General features: G+C 55.3%; 21 protein-coding genes and 1 tRNA gene. 13 read left to right on the top strand and 9 right to left on the bottom strand.

The window, feature by feature from the left end; all coding sequences use genetic code 11:
- Positions 1 to 103: 103 nt before the first annotated feature.
- The gene (locus NDI76_RS11630; protein WP_310924246.1) at positions 104 to 859 is read right to left on the bottom strand and encodes a DICT sensory domain-containing protein; all 756 of its coding nucleotides are present in this window, start codon (positions 857 to 859) and stop codon (positions 104 to 106) included.
- A 107-nt stretch (positions 860 to 966) separates the two neighbouring features.
- On the bottom strand, positions 967 to 1,425 hold the full coding sequence (locus NDI76_RS11625; RefSeq protein WP_310924244.1) for an acyl-CoA thioesterase: 459 nt from the start codon (positions 1,423 to 1,425) through the stop codon (positions 967 to 969).
- Positions 1,426 to 1,587: 162 nt separating this feature from the next.
- Here NDI76_RS11625 and NDI76_RS11620 point away from each other — a divergent pair, with 162 nt between their 5' ends.
- The 4 genes from NDI76_RS11620 to NDI76_RS11605 all read left to right on the top strand — a co-directional run bounded on the left by NDI76_RS11620 (position 1,588) and on the right by NDI76_RS11605 (position 3,039).
- Complete coding sequence (locus tag NDI76_RS11620; RefSeq protein ID WP_310924243.1) at positions 1,588 to 1,830, top strand: glutathione S-transferase N-terminal domain-containing protein; 243 nt, start codon at positions 1,588 to 1,590, stop codon at positions 1,828 to 1,830.
- Positions 1,827 to 2,363: a cob(I)yrinic acid a,c-diamide adenosyltransferase gene (locus NDI76_RS11615; RefSeq protein WP_310924242.1), complete on the top strand. Its 537-nt coding sequence runs from the start codon at positions 1,827 to 1,829 to the stop codon at positions 2,361 to 2,363. Before NDI76_RS11620 ends, NDI76_RS11615 begins: the two co-directional genes overlap by 4 nt.
- Positions 2,364 to 2,645: 282 nt before the next feature.
- A complete protein-coding gene (locus tag NDI76_RS11610; protein ID WP_310924241.1) occupies positions 2,646 to 2,915 on the top strand; it encodes a DUF7553 family protein in 270 nt (89 codons plus the stop codon).
- A gap of 49 nt (positions 2,916 to 2,964) precedes the next feature.
- A tRNA-Val gene (locus tag NDI76_RS11605) sits at positions 2,965 to 3,039 on the top strand.
- 215 nt (positions 3,040 to 3,254) lie between these two features.
- Here NDI76_RS11605 and NDI76_RS11600 read toward each other — a convergent pair.
- From NDI76_RS11600 to NDI76_RS11580, 5 genes are all read right to left on the bottom strand, one after another.
- Positions 3,255 to 4,295: a phage NrS-1 polymerase family protein gene (locus NDI76_RS11600; RefSeq protein WP_310924240.1), complete on the bottom strand. Its 1,041-nt coding sequence runs from the start codon at positions 4,293 to 4,295 to the stop codon at positions 3,255 to 3,257.
- Positions 4,292 to 4,957 (bottom strand): Rossmann-fold NAD(P)-binding domain-containing protein, encoded by a 666-nt coding sequence (locus NDI76_RS11595; RefSeq protein ID WP_310924238.1) that lies wholly within the window; start codon positions 4,955 to 4,957, stop codon positions 4,292 to 4,294. Before NDI76_RS11595 ends, NDI76_RS11600 begins: the two co-directional genes overlap by 4 nt.
- Positions 4,958 to 5,369: 412 nt before the next feature.
- Complete coding sequence (locus tag NDI76_RS11590) at positions 5,370 to 5,813, bottom strand: ribonuclease HI family protein (protein ID WP_310924237.1); 444 nt, start codon at positions 5,811 to 5,813, stop codon at positions 5,370 to 5,372.
- 1,217 nt (positions 5,814 to 7,030) lie between these two features.
- Positions 7,031 to 7,465: a ribonuclease HI family protein gene (locus tag NDI76_RS22610; RefSeq protein ID WP_425498359.1), complete on the bottom strand. Its 435-nt coding sequence runs from the start codon at positions 7,463 to 7,465 to the stop codon at positions 7,031 to 7,033.
- A gap of 371 nt (positions 7,466 to 7,836) precedes the next feature.
- The gene (locus NDI76_RS11580) at positions 7,837 to 8,439 is read right to left on the bottom strand and encodes a hypothetical protein (RefSeq protein ID WP_310924235.1); all 603 of its coding nucleotides are present in this window, start codon (positions 8,437 to 8,439) and stop codon (positions 7,837 to 7,839) included.
- A 399-nt stretch (positions 8,440 to 8,838) separates the two neighbouring features.
- On the opposite strand from NDI76_RS11580, the gene NDI76_RS11575 reads away from it, so the two are divergent.
- The 8 genes from NDI76_RS11575 (at position 8,839) to NDI76_RS11545 (ending at position 16,011) form a co-directional block, all read left to right on the top strand.
- The gene (locus NDI76_RS11575) at positions 8,839 to 9,888 is read left to right on the top strand and encodes an FxLYD domain-containing protein (protein WP_310924234.1); all 1,050 of its coding nucleotides are present in this window, start codon (positions 8,839 to 8,841) and stop codon (positions 9,886 to 9,888) included.
- 566 nt (positions 9,889 to 10,454) lie between these two features.
- Positions 10,455 to 10,748 carry an antitoxin VapB family protein gene (locus NDI76_RS11570; RefSeq protein ID WP_310924233.1) on the top strand — a complete coding sequence of 98 codons (294 nt, stop codon included), beginning with the start codon at positions 10,455 to 10,457 and terminating at the stop codon, positions 10,746 to 10,748.
- A gap of 211 nt (positions 10,749 to 10,959) precedes the next feature.
- Positions 10,960 to 11,181, top strand: coding sequence for a DUF433 domain-containing protein (locus tag NDI76_RS11565; protein WP_310924232.1), 222 nt, complete (start codon positions 10,960 to 10,962; stop codon positions 11,179 to 11,181).
- Between the two features lie 688 nt (positions 11,182 to 11,869).
- Positions 11,870 to 12,547 carry a helix-turn-helix domain-containing protein gene (locus NDI76_RS11560; protein ID WP_310924231.1) on the top strand — a complete coding sequence of 226 codons (678 nt, stop codon included), beginning with the start codon at positions 11,870 to 11,872 and terminating at the stop codon, positions 12,545 to 12,547.
- Between the two features lie 107 nt (positions 12,548 to 12,654).
- Entirely contained in the window at positions 12,655 to 12,993 is a 339-nt protein-coding gene (locus NDI76_RS11555) for a DUF7344 domain-containing protein (protein ID WP_310924230.1), read from the top strand.
- An 85-nt stretch (positions 12,994 to 13,078) separates the two neighbouring features.
- Complete coding sequence (locus NDI76_RS22820; protein WP_484494587.1) at positions 13,079 to 13,294, top strand: DUF7835 family putative zinc beta-ribbon protein; 216 nt, start codon at positions 13,079 to 13,081, stop codon at positions 13,292 to 13,294.
- 974 nt (positions 13,295 to 14,268) lie between these two features.
- Positions 14,269 to 15,414 carry a Fic family protein gene (locus tag NDI76_RS11550; RefSeq protein WP_310924229.1) on the top strand — a complete coding sequence of 382 codons (1,146 nt, stop codon included), beginning with the start codon at positions 14,269 to 14,271 and terminating at the stop codon, positions 15,412 to 15,414.
- 111 nt (positions 15,415 to 15,525) lie between these two features.
- Entirely contained in the window at positions 15,526 to 16,011 is a 486-nt protein-coding gene (locus tag NDI76_RS11545) for a DUF5518 domain-containing protein (RefSeq protein ID WP_310924228.1), read from the top strand.
- A gap of 78 nt (positions 16,012 to 16,089) precedes the next feature.
- Here the strand turns inward: NDI76_RS11545 and NDI76_RS11540 are convergent, their stop codons facing one another.
- Positions 16,090 to 16,944 carry a hypothetical protein gene (locus tag NDI76_RS11540; RefSeq protein ID WP_310924227.1) on the bottom strand — a complete coding sequence of 285 codons (855 nt, stop codon included), beginning with the start codon at positions 16,942 to 16,944 and terminating at the stop codon, positions 16,090 to 16,092.
- 94 nt (positions 16,945 to 17,038) lie between these two features.
- Entirely contained in the window at positions 17,039 to 17,179 is a 141-nt protein-coding gene (locus NDI76_RS11535; RefSeq protein ID WP_310924226.1) for a hypothetical protein, read from the bottom strand.
- A 327-nt stretch (positions 17,180 to 17,506) separates the two neighbouring features.
- Here NDI76_RS11535 and NDI76_RS11530 point away from each other — a divergent pair, with 327 nt between their 5' ends.
- A complete protein-coding gene (locus tag NDI76_RS11530) occupies positions 17,507 to 18,523 on the top strand; it encodes a metallophosphoesterase (protein ID WP_310924225.1) in 1,017 nt (338 codons plus the stop codon).
- Positions 18,524 to 18,589 lie beyond the last annotated feature (66 nt).

Here is an 18,589-nt window from a genome sequence, read left to right as displayed (position 1 = left end):
CGTCGACCGCAAAAGTCGTTCGCGAGGTGGCAAACGCTGGCGGAGAACCGGGCGCTCGCGTCGCAGCGTTCGCGAGGGCGTCGAGCGTCCCCGGACGGTCGGCTCAGTCGCCGGTCGGCGCGGGGGCGTCGGTCGTCGCGGGGTACTCCGCGCGGAGGCGTTCGAGAACGGTCTCGACCGTCTCGGTCTCGTACGTCCAGAACCCGGAGAACTCTCCCGCGCCGGCGTCCGTCTCGACGGCGACGAGGGCGCGCGCGTCGCCCGGGCCGTCGCCCTCGTAGACGACGAACCACGAGCCCAGAATCTCCGCGTCCTCGGAAGGGTGCGCGACCACGGGTTCGGGGGCGTTCGCGTCGGGGGCGCCGTAGGCGTGCACGTCGACGCCCGCCTCGTCGATTCGCTCGTATATCCGCGTCTGTGGACGCAGAATCGAGAAACGTTGGAAGCCGGCGTGAATCTCACCTCCGCCGGCGTGGTAGGCGTAGGACTCTATCTCACGGGAGGCGAGCGTCATCCGGCGGCGGTCGTAACTCGTGAAGGTTCGGTCGTCGACGTGCCGGAGGATGGCGGGTCGTTCGGCGAATCCGAAGCCGCCGTCTTCGAGGTAGCTCTCCCCGGAGAGGTGGCAGTCGATATCGGCCACCGCGGCGGCGGCGACGAACGAGTCGCCGTCGTGCAACACGGCGAAGTCGGCGGGGAGCGACGGCGCCGACACGCCGTCTCTCACCGCCACGTGTTGGGGTTCGAAGTACGATACGATGCGGTCTGTCGCCGCCTCGGAGCCGCCGTAGTTGACGATGGAGAGCGTCTGCGAGGACGCTTCGACTTCCTCGACGAGCGTGCTGAGTGGTCCGGTCACGGGTTTCCTCTTCGAATTCGACTTGTCACTGTAGAACATAAACGGTGCGCCGCAGTTATCGAACACGAGATTCGAGGTGCGGCGGGGCGTGCTCTCCTCGCTCTCCGCTACTCGTCGTGTCCGTTCGACTCCTTTTCGCCTTCGAGGGCGGTTTCGACGAGTTCGCGACCGTACTCGGTGTTCGTCTCCAGTTCGGGCACCTCCGTCGGGTCGCCGTCCTCGTCGACGGCGACGTAGACGAAGTACGATTCGGTGGTGAGTTCCGTGTCGCCGGTAAGGGGGTCCTCCCGGAAGACGCGGAGGCGGACCTTCACACTGGTCTGTCCGGCCTCGTAGACGTACGACTCGATGAGGGCGGCGTCGCCGCGCGGAATGGGACGGTGGAAGTTCACGCTCTCCATCCGCGCCGTGACGCACGTCTCGCCCGCAAAGCGCATCGCGGACATCGCCCCCACCTCGTCCATCCACTTCATCACGTTGCCGCCGTGGGCCATGTCGTAGTTGTTCGTGTCGTTCGGGTGGACCAGGACGCGGTTCTCGATGTAGGTCTCCTCGACGTCGATCATACACGTCCTACTCGAACGCCCCGATTAACGCTTCTGACACGCGAGAGCGTTCGTTCCGGTCGTTCGTGAGGTTTCGGGGGCGTTCCGAGGTGTCGGCGGGGAACGCGGACGGGCGCTGCCGGCGGCCAAATCTCTTTGCGCGCGGAGTCCGAACGTCTCCCCATGAGCATCACGCTGTACGCTCTGGACGGCTGTCCGTACTGTGAGAAAGTCCACGACGCCCTCGAAGAGGAGGGCGTCGAGTACGAGACCGAGTGGGTCGGTGCGCTCCACTCCGAACGCGACGAGGTCAAGCGCGTGAGCGGCCAGCGCGCCGTTCCGGTCCTCATCGACCACGACCGCGGGGTGACGATGGGCGAATCCGAGAACATCCTCCAGTACGTCGAGAAGACGCTCGCGGCATGACCATCTACACGGGTCGGGGTGACGAGGGGAAGACCGACCTGCGCGATATGTCGCGGGTGTCGAAGACGAACACCCGCATCGAGGCGTACGGCACCGTCGACGAGGCGAACGCGCTGGTGGGGAGCGTCCGCCCCACCGGCTACGACGACGTGGACGAGCAACTGGAGCGGATACAGAACCACCTCCACGTCGTGCAGGCCGACTTCGCCAACCCGGACCCCGACGATGACGCCCCCGTCGTGCGCGCCGACCACGTCGAACAGGTGGAGGCGTACATCGACGAGGCCGAGGAGGAACTCGAACCGCTCCGGTCGTTCATCCTTCCCGGCGGCGGCGACGCCGGGGCGAAACTCCACCACGCGCGGGCGGTGACGCGCCGGGCGGAGCGCCGCGCCGTCGCCCTCGCGGACGAGGAACCGGTGAACGCGGAGGCGATTCGCTACCTCAACCGCCTGTCGGACGCGCTGTTCGTGTTCGCGCGGCTGGTAAACAAGCGGGACGAGGTACCCGAGGAGTCGCCGACGTACGACTGAGTGATATAGTAGCGTCCGCAAGTCTTCACTCACTCGACCGCACGACACCGTGCGGTCAGATGGATAATCAGTTGCGAACGCTACTATAGGGTGTGGACCGACGGTGATGATGCCCACGGCCGGCCACGTTGGGACAGACTCTCGATGGACACCGGCGAACCGGCGTCGCATCAGTTTTAGGCATGCCTAACAACCACTAAAGCGCTTCGGTTTTGGTTGGCCTAAAACACGGTGGTAACGACCCGCATAATCCTTTTATTCGCAGACGGTCTACCGACGCGTATGAACCGACACTTCGAAGACGCCTGGTACTACCTCCGACGGGCCGGCGACCACCTCGCAGTCGGGTTACGCGAAGAGGCCGCCCCGTTCGAACGGCGCGTTCGCCGGGCGGTCGGACGGGAACGACCGGTCGAATCCGAACCGACCGGACGCGAGCGCCTGGAGACGGAACTCCGAAACGTTCCGCACCGCGCCGAACGCGGCGGTAAGAAGGCTATCAAGCGAGCGCGCGGGCGTGTGAAGCGGTACCGCGGCGGCGCCGCCGAGTGAGACCGAAGCAGAACGGTTAAGTCTCACCCGGAGCTAGATTTTTTTGCCTGGGTTGGTGGTCTAGCCAGGTTATGACGGCTCCTTCACACGGAGCAGGCCGGCGGTTCGAATCCGCCCCAACCCACTTCTTTCTTGCCTGAAGGTAATTTACCGTTATCGGAGCTCATGAGTCCTCTATCCCCGGGATCCGATTTAGTTCCGGTCATGACGCTTGTGACATTCGAGCAAGACTACTGTTGGCATTGACGCCATCTGCTGGTCTGTGCCAAAGGAACATGGGTAGAATATTAAATCTATTGCAGACTGGCATATCCCTGGTTACGACAACGATAGACATGATTACTGACGAAGGTACGACCCTTGGTATCTCCCTGCATTGAGTCGCCTCGCCTCTCGAAGCGTAAGATCTCCGTAGGTATCACCGGAGCTCTTGCGCACTGCATCCCACTTCGGGATTTCTTGACCTCGGCAGCCGTAGAAATCGCTCTGACGGAAGCACTCGTCCATCAGCGACTCATCTCCTTTGCACCAGAACGCGAGCTTGGTAGCGAGAGCCATGTCTGCATTTGACTGAGTCTCATACCCAGACGTCTGACCGCGCCAGAGGGAGTCAAATCCATGGTCGTACTCTCTGGCTGTGGCTACAACCTCGTCCGCAGTTGGTCGGTCAGTGCTCGATCGGGTTGAACCCTGAGCATACCACCGAGCAGACCGCTTCCCGATGTCGGTGATTGAGCTCGTTTGCTTCGGACCGCCCCTCGTAGGGGAGGAGTGAGTTCTTCTTCGGCTCTGGTTTTTCGCCGTTAGTTCGTCGACGAGTGCATCCATCTCTTCCTGACCATCGCCGATGGGTAAGGCCGAGCGAACTACGTCACCGGTGAAGACGAGATAGCGGTTCCGGTCGTACAGCTCCACTGTAGCACCATCCACATCCGACAGTGAATACTTACCACCAGTCACTTCGGGGATTGAGGCTCTCACGATGATGTGAGCGTTCTCTGAGACGGACTTCTCGATGTATCCGGTGGAAAACTTCTCGATCAGACCGGAAACGAGAGTGATGTCCTCGATATCGTCGATGTCGATTCCAGTATACGGGTCACCGGCAGTGAGCCGGTATGCAAGTGCTACCCGTTCACCAGCATCAGTATCAATCCGCCCGGACTGCGCGATCTCGCAGGTCAGTTCATATGCGTCGTCGAACTCTAAGAGCGATTGAGACGTGTCGTTCCACGAATCACCGCCGTTTGGGGCGAGTGGTGGCTTCCCGTTCTCGGTGACTCGCGCGACGAGCCACTCTTTCCTCTCACGCAACTCTACGGGGATGCGATCAGGATTTGTGACGACGTAACGGTCAGCTGGTTCTGCTGGGGCACTCATTCCTCGTCACCCCACACCTCGAAAGCGAACTCCGCCAGATCCTCGAGCTCTGGAATGTACTTTTTCCTCTCGTCATTTTCATCGCGCTCCGGCTGGTAGACGTCCCAGTATTCTCTTGCGCGATCGTGTAGATCCGACTCAGCGTTCAGGAACGACTCCAGATCGTCGTACATCTCGATGATGGCAGCACCGATGAAGGCACCTTCGTTGCCCCCGTAGTGAGCGCTGAAACGACGTAGATTTGCCCGCTGAAACCGACGGATAACGGCGTACCGTCGGCACTGCGGTACCAAGTCCAGTAGAGGCCGGATGCGGAGATATTTCTCCTCCTCTGTTGAATCGACCATGAGCCCCTTTTCCACCTCGCTGGAGATCTTGAACCTCGGGGTAGCGAGGCGACCGTGCTGATGCTTCCAGAGACGATTATACAGATCTTCGAGGTCCTCTGGAGCGTCTCTCGCATACAGCGTTGTCGCAGGCTCGCGAAAGGCTATCCTCGGCAGAAATTCGACTCCGTCTGGATATCCTTCGAGACTCTCAGTGGTCGCCCCAAACCCGGGGTTCGACATGGAAGCAGCGTACTTGCTCTCCAGTGGCAGATACCGAGTTTTCTCGACCGGTTTTCGTTCTGCTTGGTTGCTCGCACGTCGGTACTTCCGCATGTCGGGAAAGTAATTTATTGCTTTCATTTGGCATTCTTTGCCTCTGGTGACACCGCTTGACAGCGCATCCGCTGGAGGTCATAAGGGATCTCAGTGGAATCGCCGAGTTGGAGGGCGTCGGACCCGAGGGCTTTTGATAGTCGTGCTGGGAATCATTCCCAGTGACTCATCCAGATCCAGGAACGAGGACGTATTAAGATTTTAGTACAAATCTTGTATGAGGGTGAATTAACTCCGTTCATTCAGTTAGACTATTGCCATTACTAAATGAAATCTCCCAAATAAATTGCCCGATCCACCACTTTCTCACAGATCGTCTACTCGGCCTCCACTACCCGTGAATAGAAGGAGACGCTCGTGAGTAGCCTACTCAGTAAAGATGGGTGTACTGAACATCTCTGAGTTGCGTTGGCTAATCGAGCTCTTGCTTGGTTAATTTATCCGCTCGGCAGTTTTCGTCCCGGTAAAGGTGTTCTATCGTAAACTCGTCAAACTCAGGGATGAGCTCCTTTGCTCGTTCGTACAGGGGGCGAATATTCTCATGTTTCGCTGCGTATTCGCCTGTTACCTGTTTTACAATTAGTTCAGAATCTCCGAAGGCATGTATTTTGGTGACGCCCATCTCACGTGCCTTGCTGAGTCCTGCTACGAGTCCCGCATACTCCGCCTGGTTGTTCGTTCCGTGACCGATGTGTTCTGATTCCTCAACTAATGTCGAACCGATCTCTAACACAAATCCGTACGCAGCGGATGTAGAATTTAACCGCGATCCACCATCGAAATGGAGGGTACCTGTGGTGTTTTCGTTGCTCTGCTTCTCGGTTTCCGATTGTTTTGTTGGGATTTTCTTCATCATAGACGGTTATGCCCTCGAGCCAACGCGGTCTCCTACCCGACATAGCCTCGGCTAGTCGTGTACACGACTGACCAGGCGAAGTATCGGAAGGGGATCGTCGAACCTGAGGGCTGTATTAGTCGTCCCCGGAGAACATTCCCCGGACACGACTCATCCAATCGTTGGTGAGATGGAGAGATAATATTTTAGATGACTGGCGCACGAGTGCTATTCACACGCTTGCTACTGCACCTGAACTCAGTCCTCTATTGATCTAGAATCCTCGGTCATCCACTCCTTGAGATTCTCCGTCCCATATCGACGATTGAGACGCTCAGTGGTCTTGTGGAGGTAATACGCGTTACTGAGTCGATCGGTATCATCCGTGAGCGCCCAATACGGTTCCTTGTACCTGACTAAATCTCGCTCCTTCAGGCGCCACAGAATCGTCCTCACGGAGTCGGGATCGAGCTCGGTACGCGATGCGAGCTCGCTCGCTGTCCATGCCCGATCGCGATGCTCATTTAGAAATGTGATCACATCTTCAGTACCTGACGCTGACCGGAATTCGTCCTCGCTAGCGGATTCAAACTCGCCGATATCGATGCTTCCCGAACCCATAGATGAGACTGTACTCGTCGTGCCTTAGTGTTCCTGTGCCCCGCAGACCACGCGATGGTGGCCGTTGCCGGCGATACTTCCATGGTCGCGGGCACCGAATGGAGACACCATGAGCGACGAGGAGAACTACCCTGGCTGCGCATCGTCGCGTATTCGAGGCATACTGAGCCACGTCAACGAGTCAAGCGTAGAGCTACAACACCAAGTTGGGCAGATGCGCTACGACGCCTGCCTCAACGATCAGTATTAGATTGGGCCCGCGTTAGTTAACGTGAGCACGTTTCTCTCCCTCTGCGTTAACCGAGTATATATGCGACTTTACAGAGGTTCTCCGTGGAAACCCATGGGCAAAATCGTAGCAGCAGATACTCATATTTTCTCGGAGAGGTACTACCGGGACATTCGTCCCTGAAAAAGTTGCTGTATAAAAAAAGAGACTCAGCACGATTACTCATCAAATCAAGCAGAGGATGGGAGTGACGAATCTGACTACACAGAAGACAGATAGCGTCCAGTTGATTCAGAAACACTGCAGGTCAACATCATTTCCCCGCCAATACTCCCGAACAGAAGAATTGTGACTCTATCTATCCGAAGCAAGGAGTTAATTGTGTCATTTAGAAGTGATCGTCTAGCGCATCTTCGGCTAGTCTCGTCGCCTCCCTGTTGAGATGAGCAGGAACGCAGGTGATCTCAACGTCGTCGAGCTGTCGAATGAGCCAGTTCGCGCAGTAGTAATCTCTCCAGAGAGGACCGTCTGGCATCTGGTACTCTCCCTGGAGTGGCCTCAGAACAACCTCGGAGCTGCCTCGCACCTGGAGATGTGATGCACCCCCGACGAGCACCTTCTTCAATCCGAAAATCAGTGCTCGGAACTCTGCCCCGCTACTCGTTGAGACTCCGAGCTCACCAGAATACGTAGTTCTCTCCCCCGAGCGTTGGAGTACGAGTCCATACGAGCTGGGGCCCGAATTATCCCGGCAGGCTCCAGCGAAGTTGAGAGTGACATCGTACGCCGGTTCCTCTGCCGTGGACCAGAATTTACTCCACATGTTCGGCGAGGAGGTGCTGGACGATCACGCGGTACGGGATATCAGTGGTCCCGAACTCCCTCTTGGCGTAGTCATCGAGATCCTGAAGATCTGTTCGTTGGATATGGATGGTGCTAAATTTCGGATCAGACATATTGACTGTGGGAGCGCAGGTACTGCTCGGTGTGGCCGTACCGACTCCCACTACTCAATTAGTAGTCACGGCGCTGTACTTAACCAGGAACCAACGGATGTCCGTTGGATGGCACTGTTGGCTGTGGCAAGACGAGCATTCTCTGTGGGTTTTCCGCTGGAGTTGTGTCACGGGTGAGGGTGGAGCCCCGTAACCCGAAGAGCCCGTTCGCTCAGTGGAGGTTAATGCCTTGTCGGTGCTACTCGCAGATGTCTCCTCCCGACAGTTCATTGATCACTGCGAGGAGGTCCGAAAGAGGTGGAGTCTCTTCTTCTTTCCCCAACCAGATACCCCGTTTTCGGGTTTCGGTCTTCGTGACGTTCCCCTTGGTATCCCGCTCAATTAACGTCGTCTCCGTTATGTTGCCCCCACCCACGTTTTTCAGGAGTAGGGAGAAAATAAGAATGGCAATCGGACCAGTCAGGGCACCACAATCGATGAAATTTGGCTTGTTGAGATACTGGAGGCTCATGGAAGCAGAAGTAGCGAAACTCTCGGGTCGGCCTCTGAATGCATCAATGACACCCCACTCATGGAGTTTCTCTTCAAAGTCATCCGGCACTTGAAATTCTGTAATCTCCCCTGGCGTAATCTGCTGGAGAACCTCAAATACATACGATTCCATCTCTTCATTCCCTGAGAGCATCTCGTCCGCTGCACCGACGAGGCCGGCATATTTGAAAAAGAACAACCCGAGATCTCCCATTCTCACTGCTGGCTTCGTGTCTCCCGTTTCGGGGAGTTCAACCTCGTAATCGTCTTCGATTGTAAACCAGAGCGTTATTTCCTCGTAGGGATCCATACAGAACTCTCAGGAGGTGTGAAATATTCAATCTTTTTAACGATATCAAATATTGTCTGAGGAATGGGAAGTGTTTCGAAAGGCGGTCGCTGCGACGTGTAGATAAGGACTGGAAACCTTATACTGACATACTATCAGTGGTGTCCAGATGACGGTACGAGAGGTGAGATAAATCAGCCACTCAAGGCGTACGACTCTACTGAAGAGTTGTTTCGTGCCCACATCCACTGAACTAATCGGAACACACGGAGCTTGGTGGACTCCCACCACCGAGAAATCTGGTGTTCTGTGAGCCGATCGTTGAGTGTTCAGTTCCATCAGTCTCAGGATTCACCTGTGCGCACACATCCTATTGTTGGAACACCAAAGTTAATCAGATGACACTTCTTCGGTTCATGAATGCGACGTCGAAGCTATCTGGCTCTAACTGTGGGTATTATTAGCATATCAGGATGCGCGGGTGGCACGAACAACTCGGATGGTGCCACCGAGGGTAATGAGAACACGGAGACGACCCAGGAAGAGTCTACCTCGACCCAGGCATCAGAAGGAGGATCTGCGTCATTCGAGGTCATCGGTGTCGATGCTCCCGACCAGGTCCAAGCGGGTGAGGAACACAACTTCACCGTTCGCATCCGAAACACAGGCGATCAAGCAGGAACCTTCGAGACGACCGTTGAGCTCAGCACCGCCGACGCGACTCGCTGGGAGGAAATCGGCTCCTTCCAGATCGAAGACGTCGCCCCCGGTGAGACAGGAAAGTTCACGTCGGACGACGTCAGCTTCGATCAAGCGTATCAGCTCCAATTCCGATTAGTCGACTACGACACTGAATGGTCGTACGACGTCGTCGTCCCCCAGCCAGACATTACAATCGGTGAGACGAGTCTAGTCGAGGTCGACACGGGATATGAGACGAGACCGATGGCCGGCGTGCTCGTGACGAACGACGGCGAATCTCCCACCAAACGACTCCCGGTCACTGTGGACTGGCTCAACGATGCCGGCGAATACCTTGCTTCCAGTGAGGGCTACGTCCAGACTCTCGGTGTGGGCGAGACATGGTCTGCGCGTATCGACCCATCGATTGATGTCGACGACTACAGCGTGATCGACGACTTCGAGGTGAGCGTTGGAAACGTGGCTCTGGCCACTACGTTGGACCCGGACGGAGTAACATTGTCCGGTGTTGAACTTCGGTCGTCAGAGTCCCAAGTACTCGTTCGAGGGCAGGTTCAGAACCAGCGAGACGGATCGCTTGACTATGTCGAAGTGGTCGCGAAGGTCTATAATCCAGCTGGAGAGGTGATTGGGTGGGAACGAACAAACGAGACTGATATCGGAGCTGGCAACGTTGTTCGATTCGAGCTCGAACCAGATACGAAGGGGCGCGACGGTGACGTCGAAACGAGCGAAGTGGTCGTCTCCGACTCGACTCTATCACTGTAGAAGCCGGCCCTGTCTGCGCCGACTGATGCGGATCTGTTGGCGCCGAGTCACTGGTTGTCTGATAGTTCATCCTCTCGACTTGGGAGGTTTCCCATTGGAGACAACTGGGACAGCGAAGTACTGTCTGTAACATCAGAGGAAAGTTATCACAGAAGAGGGGGGAGTGAGAACACGCAAGACATCCGCTCAGGAAACCAGTTAGTATCCATCACCTCTACCACGGAGAATAGAGACACAACTCGAACCATCTCCTTCGGCAGCAACCCCACATGAGCAACTCCGTCGTAGACAACTCCTCTGATAGAGTATATGGAGCGGGTAAAATTCCACAGCTACGAGCCTGCTATCGCCCGATCAACAACTCGACATCGGGAAAATAGCGCGCGCGAGAATTCACACGGAGCAGTGCTGATCTCAACCGACGAGAGATTCGTCGGATTGCACTGGGAGCAAGTCCCCCATTTAATCCACAATCAGGAAGACGATATCGTTCGGGTTGATCTCGTAGACTCAAAAACCGCGTCGCCGATTCTATTTTGGTATACCATCACAATTTATCCACTACCATGGGGACGAATAGGATCGAGCTCGATGACGAGGCGTACGACCTCCTCAAAGCGGAGAGGCGAGACGATGAGAGCTTCAGCGACGCCGTCAAGCGAATTATAGCGGAGGTGACATCGGACTGGCGACACAGTATCGGTACCTACGAGGGCGACATCGACGAGTTCGTGAATGCTGCCCAGCGGAGTCGCGAAGCCACGAGCTACGGCCTCGCCCGTCGCCAAGAGGAAGCCAACAAACTGTTCGAGGAGCTCTCAGACATAAACGAGTCCCGGGAAGACGATACAGAGAGCTGAATTCACCCCCATGATCACCTCACTACTCCTCATACCGTTCGCTGATTCAGTAATCCTGAATAGTGATTGAGCGGGCTTTTCATTGACCACTCTCGGCGAAACGTCTTCCGATAATAACCAGATCTCGGCCGACGAGAGTTTCGTCGAATTGCACTGAGAGCAAGTCCTCAGTGACCCCGTGCTTCAAGTCAACGTCTCTCCTCTTCGCCACATGAGCATCGTACAGGACCCAGAACACAGCAATGGCGCACCGACAATGGAAGGCACGGGGGTGCGAGTGAAGGACATCGCGATCGCCCACGTGCATTGTGGCTACGATCCCGACGAAATCACGCAGTTGTACCCCTACCTCAGTCTTGGTGATATCCACACCGCTCTCGCGTACTACTACGACCATATCGACGAGTTCCGGTCGACTTCTTCCGAGTGCTGAGCGATCTGATAACTTCGATTTCAATTAGCTATCGACTGTACGTCCGAGGGATTACGAGTGAGCCTCGACAGTAGTTTCCTCAGTCTCGGGGTGCATGCGACATTTCCCCGAGAGGTGTCTCCCGGATACGGATCAGTGATGTCGAACCAGAGTTCCTCGTCGGCGCCCATTGAGCATCTTCGAGACAGCCGTCACGAGAATTCCTCCTCTGCGCAGACCAATCTGTGGTGGGATTAGTACGGGATGCGTTCCACATCATCTCTGTCGAATCAGCTGTTCAGTAGCGCGTACGAATTGATTAGAGGTTCGGTCTATCATGACACATTGAGCAGAACTCGTCACCCTTTGGAACTGTGACAGCTCTATTCTCTATACCGATCGAAGTAACTCAGCCAAACCGTTATCCGGCTCTGTTACGAAGATCTGAGTAACGGAACTACCGCACTCTGTGTTCGCGTCCCTAAGATGAAGGGGCCGTTGAGCCGGGATACCCGGTCAAGGAGGCAGTCTCCTCGTTCTCCTCGCGTGGCAGTCACGCGGAACATATCATTCAGCATGTTAGTTCCGCACCATCATCAGTCACGTATGACAGTACCCACGTATCCAACTCAGAGAACAAACAGTATCTCTCGATCGTCGGACAGCCTGTCCGTCCATCACCCATTCACTGCCCGGAGGAAAAGCCCCAATGAGCGTCGTACTTGAGTTTACGCTTCCCTCGAATTCGTTCCCGTTCGGACGGGCAACGAGCGGGGACCCGAACGTCCGGGTCCAACTCGAACGTCTCGTCCCCCTCAGAGAATCCCGTATCCCCTTCCTGTGGGCGACGGGAGAGGAGTTCGAGCAGTTCGAACAACACCTTCGAGACAGCGAGGTGGTCAAACACCTCGAGGCCGTCACGCGACTCGGCGGGAGCGTCCTCTACTACGTCGAGTGGGAGACGGACAAGGAAACGTTCCTGAACGGTCTCAGCGAGCACAACGGGGCGATCATGGACGCCCACGGTAATTCCGAGTGGTCGTTCACCGTTCGCTTCCGGAGCCACGCCGACCTGACGCGGTTCCACCAGTTCTATCAGGCCCACAACTACCCCGTTCACATCGACCGCGTGTACGCCCCCGACGAAGCCTCCCGAACCGAATACGGCTTCGGTCTCACGCCCGAACAGCGAGAGGCGTTGACGATGGCCGTCCAAGAGGGCTACTTCTCGGTCCCCCGAGAAATAAAACTCGACGAGATCGCCGATCAATTGGGCATCAGCAGGCAAGCCACCTCCGAGCGTGTCCGGCGTGGAGCCGAGACAGTCCTCCGAAAGTCGTTGATTGGTCTCGTCGCTGAGAATTTCGAGTCGACCAACGAGTCGTGATATCAGTTCTACTTAAAATGGCTTTCCATATCCGGTAGGGAGAGGCAGAGAAGATATGTCAAGCAGGTAGTTGAACCGGACGAGTGAACCAGAGATGAACGATGCGGATGGAAGATCCCACCTCTGATTCGGTGTTCCGGTGCCTCGCAGACGAACGTCGACGGCACATCCTCGGCTACTTTCGGAACAGCGACGACGATACTGCATCGTTCGACGACCTCGTCGACTACGTAACCGAACGGGAGGGACAGTCGTCGGCACCGGACAGAGAGGCCGTCGCCATCGACCTGCACCACCGTCACCTTCCGATACTGGCTGACTACGGTGTTATCGACTTCGATGATCGAGCCGAGAGCGTCCAGTACAACGGCGACGAGAAGATAGACGCGGTATTTGATTACGAATCCAGTCGGTCAGTTCGTGCTCCAGAGGCCGTGGATGATTGATGCACCGTATCCAGCGTATGGCGTTCGTGTCTCTCCCAACGATCGCTTCTGATGGTCAACCGCTCAGCAGTAACCCCGCATAAAGATGTCAAAAGAAAACCTCGAATGGTCGGAACGGGATGGAATGGTACTCAGACACTGCTCGAACTGCGGAGGGGAACGCGAGCACGAGATATCGCTGACGATTACGCCGGTGATACGGCGAGACAACGTGAAGCCGGAAAACGAGAAGTGCGCCAGAAAACCGCACCGAGTCTACGAGTGTGCATACTGCAGTCACGCACACCCCGAACGAGTATAGCAGTTACAGTCTACTGCGATACCCCACCGTCGGAAATAAATAATCAGGTAGTCGGAGCTAATAGCCCCTTTCTCTCGGATGATGGTCGGTACTACAGACTGAATGGCCCGTCTCTACGAAGTGCTCTATCGACCGCCTGTTGAACTCACAGGGCGTCAGATCGCCCGAATCACTCACTGACCAGCTACACTGCTGGCACACGATTTCCACAGTGGACGTTAACAGGGAACATGTATGAACTCTCCGCTCGTCGCTGTTGCAGTGAGATGCGTAGTCGGAATAGACGTAAGCGACGGCAGACTAACTGTCGTCGCAGGATGAACGTCGCCTCGGGGGAGGCGACGTGGTCTGGTTGACAGCTGACCAGTTGGGATTGGGGGGGCAACAGACCAGTGTCCATCAGCGGAGTATCCAGAGTGAGTGATTCGTTGTGGATACACGGATAGCCGATTCAGCTCCCGTCTGATGGACAATTTCAGATTAGAAAGTTAGACCACTGAGTACCGGGGTTGTTACTACGCGTCATTCAAGTATGGAGGGTTAAACGTCATAGCCGTCGTCCAGAACGTTGAGAACCTGAGGACAATGATCGTGGCGGTCATCACTGATGACTTCGCTCGGGCCACATTTTGGTCGGGATCGAGGGGGGAGAGTACGTTTCAAGTGTTCTCGATCGCTCGCGAATCGCATATTAGAGACCGAAGACGAAATCGTATCTCGTGACCGCTTCATCATTCCTTGAACGATGTTGACCCCGAGATCGGGCGAGTTGTTCGTTGACTACTATCGCCAGGACTGCTCCTCTCCCCTTCTGTGTTAACTTCCTCCAGAACAACCATCATTACTAGAGTATATGGGGTTTGTAGAATATTGGGGATAAAACGCTTCTGTCGTCCGTCCAGAACACCAGTTGAGCAAAAAACCCGCGCGCGAGAATACCTTTGTCCCATCCGATAGTACGAAGAGTACGCGTTATGCAGAATGAGGATTCATCCCATGAGCCACCGGGCGAATACGTACCGTCTCATCCTCATTCGTATTTCCGCCCCGAGCCCCTCTCCGTAGAATCTGGGCTCGAGATCACCGACGAGGTACACGAACTCGCCATCGAAGCTGCACATCAACTCGGTCGTGTCGACGGAGCTCTCTCCGCGAGCGATTTCTCTGACTCAATATGCACGAGATTGCGTCGGATAGAAGCAGTCGAATCAGCCCGTATCGAGGGCGCGGACGTAACCCTCACCGATGTCGAAGCGTACCGTACTCGCTATGCTGACGATACGGACCCCCCTGCGGTGCCGAAGGATACCCGAGAGGCAGTCAACTGCGAGGAGGCAATCTCATTGGCTACCGGCAACACAGGGAGACACGAAGCGATCACACCGGATCTGATCAAACGACTCCACGAGGTTCTTTTAGACGGTGTCAGCAGCGACGGTGACGTCGTCGGTAACTTCCGAGACCACATGGTCCACCTACCAAGTCCAGATCTCGGCCAACGCTCGTTTGTTCCACCTACGCCAGAGAGCGTTGAACCATTAGTAGAGTCACTGACGTCCTACGCACAGGCCGGTGGGGCACACCACGCGATCATCGATGCAGCAGTTATCCACTACTTCTTCGAGACAGTCCACCCCTTCTCGGATGGAAACGGTCGTCTCGGTCGACTGCTCACCATCCTGTATCTGATGCAAGAAGGCTACCCAGAGAGTGTCTACATCTGCCAGAGTGAGTATCTCAATCAGAACAAATACGACTATGTCCAGAGAATGCGCGCTGTCAGCGATGAGGGAGCGTGGAACGAATGGTTCGAGTTCTTCGTTGAGGGGATTCGGTCCCAAGCGGAACACACGTACGAACGCATACGGGAGTTGCATGAGCTGCAAGCCGAGTACAGTGAACGCTACAATGGCGATAGTGCGACGGACAAACTCGCTCGTCAATTGCTCCAACACCCGTACTTTGCTCCGCCCGACTTGGTAGATGTTCTCGGCGTCTCGCGTCCGACCGTATACAAAGCCGTTGATGAACTCGACAGATCAGGGTTGATACGAGAAGTGACCGGAAGGCAGACAGGGAGGCAGTACGAGGCGAGCGGTGTCTTTGATATACTCCGGTAGGAGTTCTGATTCGCTCTACCGTCAGATGAGATCTGGTCGTGCGACTATAGTCACGCAGGTATTCTCCGAAACTCAGAAATCTTATATAGGAAAAAGATAATGTAGTTGAAGATGACAAGTGAAGATTGGAGCTCAGATACACATGCAAATAAACAATCCCCGTCAGGTGCCTTAGACAGAATCACGAGTAGGCAAAGGGACATACTAATCGGCTCGGGAATCGTATTTCTCATCTCGCTCGGTGTAGTAATTCCAGCGCTGGGGGTACTCATTGGATGGATTTTCACCTTGGGAGGTGGGTTCGCTGGTGGCGCGACAGTCGGTTACCTGAGAAGGAAAGGAGGCAGAGATGGAGCAAAATATGGGCTACTAGTCGCAATAATTGGAGGGATTCCTTCTTCCATAATTGGTGTCATTGTCGGGACATTTCTTAACATAGCTGTATTGTCATCCCAAGGAAATCCCTCGAACGATACTACTGGCTGGATCATTATTGCGATATTCGGATTGATCTCTGGTATCATTCTGAAATTGATTGGGGGGATAGTCGGTGGGGGACTTATCGGATGGTTCTTTGATCAAGAAGCTCACGAATAGAGCGGATATAGTGCAGATGAGATTGTGGGCGCCTCAACTCCAAAACAATTGAAATAGAGAATACCTGTCCCAACTGGACTACTCGAACCCACTCATCCCCTCGAATTCGACAGGAAGAGCGTTCCGACGAGAAACTCGAACGGTTCGATCCGACCGACCCCACTCGACCACACCGTGCCTGATTTGCTTCGGACTCATCTCCCCATCGACTCCAATATGAGGCAGACTCCCAGCCACATAGCGCGCGCACGGATGTACAGCACCACCGTTCATTCTGTCTGACCCCCATTCCTCAGCAGTTTGGTTCGGATACGGGTCCCACTTCACAGCCTCAGTGGCAGGATGATTCGAGTAATCTGCTCCAGTGGCATGTCGAATGTGAGCCTCAATCCCAGCATACAGGTCGAGTGAATCACCAGCGACGACCACCTGGTCGAGACACCAATACACGTGCCAGTGACTCTGACCGTTGCTATCGATATCTCGAACTCCGAAGTAGACGTATCTCTCTCCGTCAAGCCGATCCCGTGTTCGTCGAATCGATCTCTCTACCCCTTCGGTCGTAATCGTCGCTTGTGCGATCGGATCGAGCACACGGTCGAATTGCGTGGGATCGAAAACGACCGTCTGCATGCCGACGGCTGGCTGCTCGAACTGTTGACGGGCGACTCGGTCGATCTGTAGCAGCAGTCGGTACTGGCGCTTTGCGCGCTCGTGTTTCGTGCCGGAGTGGTAGCTCGTGTTTATGGCCTCAGCTCTCCGCACTCCGACGTAAGCGTCTTCAGCGTCCGATATCGTCAGACCGCGTAATTCCTCGGGCCCCACGATATCCGGGTCTGTCGAGAGAACATCCGATATCGTCCCCTTTGGCAGCAGAGTTTCCTCGGGATCGTTTCCCGGTTGGAACTGACGAGCGATGTCAGTGAGGGTCATTCTACCCCCGAGCAGGGAAATCTCTCTGGACGACTCGGTTGTGTATCGGATCTCATTGCGACGTGTGAGGGGCGAATTGAGCTCAGCTCAGAGCTTATTCGCTGATTTCGGATTCGACGGAGATATCCGCGTTGTGGAGAAGAGAGACGACGATGCTCCGGTAGGGGATGTCACTGTGGCCGAAAACTTTCTCGGCGTATTCGTTGAGAGCCCGCTTCTCGCTGTCGTAGATCATAATTGTGGTTCGTTTCGCTTGAGTCATGAATAGAGTATGTCGAGAGACTGTGCCCTCTCGTACTCATATCATCCGTAGTCATAGCGACCGTTATAAGCTAGACGTAGATTGGACAGAGTTCCATGCAGCCACTGTGCACTAGTTGTATTGACCTTCTGAGGACTTCACTCAGGTTCTGGGTGTCGACCGGTAGACTGGTTGCTATATCCTCGGATTACTCCACCATCTGAGCCGACTCAGTCGTGCTATGACTGTAGTTATATAAAATAAAGACTTACAGAAAAGATTACTAGTCATGGAACGTACTGATCTCTATCAGCTAATCGCATGACTGCGACGTACGAGGATCTCGGAAATGAAGGGACCTATGAACTGCCCGTTCAGGTCGTGAAGTGCAGGAAATCACATATAAAGAATCGAGCGTACGAGATGACTGTCTCAGACGTTAATGGGACCGAATTCGAGTTCATCGTGTGGGAGAAATCTACTCTCGGAAGCAGTTACGAATGGAAGGAAGGATGCTGGTACCGACTCAGTGGGATTTCGGCCAACGTCTGGCCAGCGGGAACGTTGATACACGGTACATCTCGACTGAAAATCAACCGCCTCGAGAGAGGTGGCGAGGAGAACCGAGTAGAAATTCTGTACATGACCGATAGCCACCTCGGAAAGACGACCCACGGATACGGTCGGAACACATGGTCTGTCTCGCCCGAGGCTGGATTCAGTGACGCGATCGATTACGCCGTGAACAGGAACGTCAATGCAGTCGTCCACGGCGGGGACCTCTATCACAACTCGAAGACCGGCATTACGGACGAAGATGTCACTCTGTGCCGAGAGAAACTTTCTGATCTGTTCGTACACAACATCCCGTTCTACTACATCTACGGCAATCACGAACGAGAAGCAGGGCGTCGGGAGATGGAAGAACTAGTCGAAGATGGCATCGCGACTCATCTCAGTTCCCGACCTGAGATAATTTCCGATACGGTGTCTATCTACGGAGTTGACCACCAGTACGAGTGGACAGGGTTCGAGCTTGAACGTCCTCCATCTGCGGTCCCGACGGTTCTGTTCATCCACCAGTCAGTTTCGCCGTTTACCGCGAAGAAGAATCCGGACTGTTCGTTCCGCGATTTGATGAACACGTCGAATGTACCGATAGATCTGACTATTACTGGCCACGTTCACACCAGGAAAGAGACTACAGTCGGACGACACCGAGGTCTCTCGGGTGGGTCGACCGGGGCTCTGGGAGATACGAAGGGCGGTCTCCAACCCAGCGTCGAGATGATCTCGGTCAAGGGCGGAGACGTCACCGTTCAACAGCATCACCTCTAATCATCTCGCCGGTACCTCTTGAGTCGGGACACGCTATTTGCTGCGTAGTCTCGACGTCTTTTTCCT

Source organism: Halogeometricum sp. S1BR25-6, from assembly GCF_031624495.1.
GTDB lineage: Archaea > Halobacteriota > Halobacteria > Halobacteriales > Haloferacaceae > Halogeometricum > Halogeometricum salsisoli.
This window is presented reverse-complemented; position numbering and strand designations above follow the sequence as displayed.